The organism is Acinetobacter sp. YH12136 (assembly GCF_013418545.1).
In the GTDB taxonomy this organism is placed as follows: domain Bacteria; phylum Pseudomonadota; class Gammaproteobacteria; order Pseudomonadales; family Moraxellaceae; genus Acinetobacter; species Acinetobacter towneri.
This window is the reverse complement of record NZ_VPBV01000059.1, coordinates 1-2,835: the sequence shown is the minus strand read 5'-3', so window position 1 is coordinate 2,835 and position 2,835 is coordinate 1. Positions and strand designations below refer to the sequence as shown.

General features: G+C 34.3%; 5 protein-coding genes and 1 pseudogene. 3 read left to right on the top strand and 3 right to left on the bottom strand.

Annotated elements, in window-relative coordinates:
* Positions 1–567: 567 nt before the first annotated feature.
* From FTU71_RS14405 to FTU71_RS14395, 3 genes are read right to left on the bottom strand one after another with little or no spacing between them, the layout of a single operon-like run.
* Positions 568–882, bottom strand: coding sequence for a hypothetical protein (locus tag FTU71_RS14405; RefSeq protein WP_104505826.1), 315 nt, complete (start codon positions 880–882; stop codon positions 568–570).
* A 38-nt stretch (positions 883–920) separates the two neighbouring features.
* Positions 921–1,235: a DNA-binding transcriptional regulator gene (locus tag FTU71_RS14400; RefSeq protein ID WP_104505827.1), complete on the bottom strand. Its 315-nt coding sequence runs from the start codon at positions 1,233–1,235 to the stop codon at positions 921–923.
* Positions 1,216–1,539, bottom strand: coding sequence for a transcriptional regulator (locus tag FTU71_RS14395; RefSeq protein WP_104505828.1), 324 nt, complete (start codon positions 1,537–1,539; stop codon positions 1,216–1,218). The genes FTU71_RS14400 and FTU71_RS14395 overlap by 20 nt, the downstream gene beginning before the upstream one ends.
* A gap of 88 nt (positions 1,540–1,627) precedes the next feature.
* On the opposite strand from FTU71_RS14395, the pseudogene FTU71_RS14390 reads away from it, so the two are divergent.
* From FTU71_RS14390 to FTU71_RS14380, 3 genes and pseudogenes are all read left to right on the top strand, one after another.
* Positions 1,628–1,723, top strand: a pseudogene (locus FTU71_RS14390) (transposase domain-containing protein); the annotation flags it as partial.
* Positions 1,724–1,856: 133 nt separating this feature from the next.
* Entirely contained in the window at positions 1,857–2,270 is a 414-nt protein-coding gene (locus FTU71_RS14385) for a hypothetical protein (RefSeq protein ID WP_179989130.1), read from the top strand.
* A 2-nt stretch (positions 2,271–2,272) separates the two neighbouring features.
* Positions 2,273–2,587 (top strand): hypothetical protein, encoded by a 315-nt coding sequence (locus FTU71_RS14380; RefSeq protein ID WP_070155405.1) that lies wholly within the window; start codon positions 2,273–2,275, stop codon positions 2,585–2,587.
* Positions 2,588–2,835 lie beyond the last annotated feature (248 nt).

Sequence of the window (2,835 nt, the reverse complement as noted above, 5' to 3'; positions counted from 1 at the left end):
CCAAGCAGACGTGCACAGAAAACAGCGATTGAACAACGAAATCTAAATCCTGTGCTTGACTTGGAAATGTCCATATAGGACATTTCTATTTGGTTATTAGGTAGGACATTTCTACTTGGGAATAACAACACTTGTATATTAATATAAATATCAATCACTTGAAAATTTAGCCATGACTAAGAAAAAGCAAAAAATCGGCTTTTGTAATAAGTTGGTGAGTTTTTAAGCAGATCTGTAATATTTTGCCAGTAAATTTGATTAAAAAACGATCAATTTGGCAATCAGTGCCCATTTCATCGGCTTTCAGGATCCGAAACTATCCCCAATGGCTGTGGATAAAATTTAGGCTATTTTGTACGCCCTGGCGCACAACAATCTCGGCTCTTTGCGGCTACCAGGAACAGTGGAATTTTCCTATGATGAACTCATCAGGAACAGGAAGTTCCAAACAACAAGAATAAGAAAGATCGCACCAGGAGCGTGAGGTAAGACAGGAGTCATACCTAGCAACCCAATATGAGAAACCCCGGCAGGATGCTGGGGTTTTTTATTGTCTGCATTTAAGGTCTAATCAGTCTTAGCCAATTCATTTTGGTTGATAAGTTTAATCAGCGCATTTTGAACAAACTCATCAAGTTCAATCCCTTTTTCTTTTATGATGGTTTCTATCTTTGCTAGCGTTTCACTTTCTAATTCGAACTCGATTTCTGCTGATGTTTCCATGAGTAAATCATAGTTATTTTCGACTATCTTTTTAAAGGTTTCTTCTAGATCTTTTGTTGATGGAATATTGAAAGATAAGCGTAATGAGCTATTGATAATTTCAATATGGGTATACCCTAAATATTCAGTACTTTTTCCCACAAATCCTAAGTGCTTCATAAAAAACCTTAAATAAATATAGTAGAGAGCTGTCTAAATTAAGCCAGACTCTCTTTTACAAATTTTGGATCAACAATAAATAATCGAATAAGGGATGTTGCTGCTCCTGATGGTCTTCTCGCACCTTGTTCCCATGATTCAAGAGTACGTCTTGATACGCCAAGAATCTTAGCAAACTGATCTTGTGTTAGTTGAGCCTTTCTACGAGCTAACGCTACATCTGTCTCAGTGATTACGGTTCTTTTCGCTGCATTACTAGTAAGCATATCGTCGATGCCTTGTAATATTTCAGCTTCAATATCCCTAGTTGCTTCAAAAGCCTCAAGTTCTTTTTCAGTCATTAAACGAGTCATTTAGTTTCTCCACTAATGCTTGAAGAGTCTTCTTACTAAGCTGTACAGTTTGCTTTTTACTGTACAAGGTTAATAACCAAATCTCTCCATTTGCTAAACGATTAAAGTAGATGACTCTGACACCACCACTTTTACCTCTACCACCGCTAGTCCATCTAATCTTACGAATACCACCTGCATTAGGCTCTACATCTCCTGCTTCAGGATTTAATGCTAAGAATGTTTTGAATTCCTCATATTCTTCCTGAGTCCAATAAACAAGACAGTATTTAGTAAATAATGGAGTCTCACATATTGTATACATTGATTGCATTCATACTACCTTGTAGTAGTTTATTTTATACTACTTTGTGGTATTTTTAAATGATAATTCTTAGTTCTCAGGATTAAATGCCTATTTAAGTGATGTGCTGAAAAGGTTGCCGACACATAAAGTGACTCAGATTGAAGAATTGCTACCACACCGCTGGAAACCTGAACCGAATTAAAAAATAGGCATGGGGTTCAGCGGACGCTTACGTTCAATTCGTATAACCACCATTATGTTAAATAGAATCAAAAAACCTCCAATAAAATCGTTATAGTATTATTATTTATTGAGTAGATAAGAGAATTAAATTAGTGAAATACTCAAATGAACAAATAGTAAAAGCACTCTTACTTGCTCCTTTACCTTTACTTTTTTTAACAACAGTCCTGTTTATCGCAGTGAATCACGAATACAGCCTATACTCGATTTTCGTAGTTCTTGTAGGACACGGTCTTATTTACTTGGCTTATTGTATTTTGACTGTGCCTTTTAGCTACATATTCTCAATTCTTTTAAATCGTTATAACAGACTTAATTTATTAACCATCTGTATTACCTCTCTAATTATTGCTACTCCATTTTTTATTCTTTTAGGATGGGGGCATACTGGAAAGATTGCTGAAGATTGGTGGAAGATGTATACCAATACATGGGCTAGCTTTCTGGCTCTATTTCCTGGCTTATGTTATTGGCTGTTTTTAATTAACTTAAAAGATAAAGAATAGTTATGAAAAAAATATTATATTTTAATTTTTTAGCGATTATTTTGACTTACGTATCTTTGCTTTATCAAAAAAATATATTAGTTGCTCGCATAGTTGTAGATAAGCTTGAAAAAGTTAAAGTCATAGCTGGGGGATTTCCTCTCCAGTTCCTTATAGATGGTGAAACCTCTCCAGTCGGAAGTATAAGTATCAATCCTTTATTTATTTTCATCGGCATGGATCAATTTGTTTTTCTCAATTTTTTTATTGATTATTTATTTTGGATAAGTATTTTATTTGCTTTTTCTATGATTGTGAAAAAGTACAGAATTGTATAGATCTTCTAAAATTAACATAATACACGTTATACGAAGTTGAAAAATTGAGACTATAGCCTTAATTTTTATGTATTTTTTTAATTTAACACCTAGGCCAGTGCCTAGGTTTTTTCTGTTATTCTGTTATTCCCAAGTAGAAATGTCCTACCTAATAACCAAATAGAAATGTCCTATATGGACATTTCCAAGTCAAGCACAGGATTTAGATTTCGTTGTTCAATCGCTGTTTTCTGTGCACGTCTGCTTGG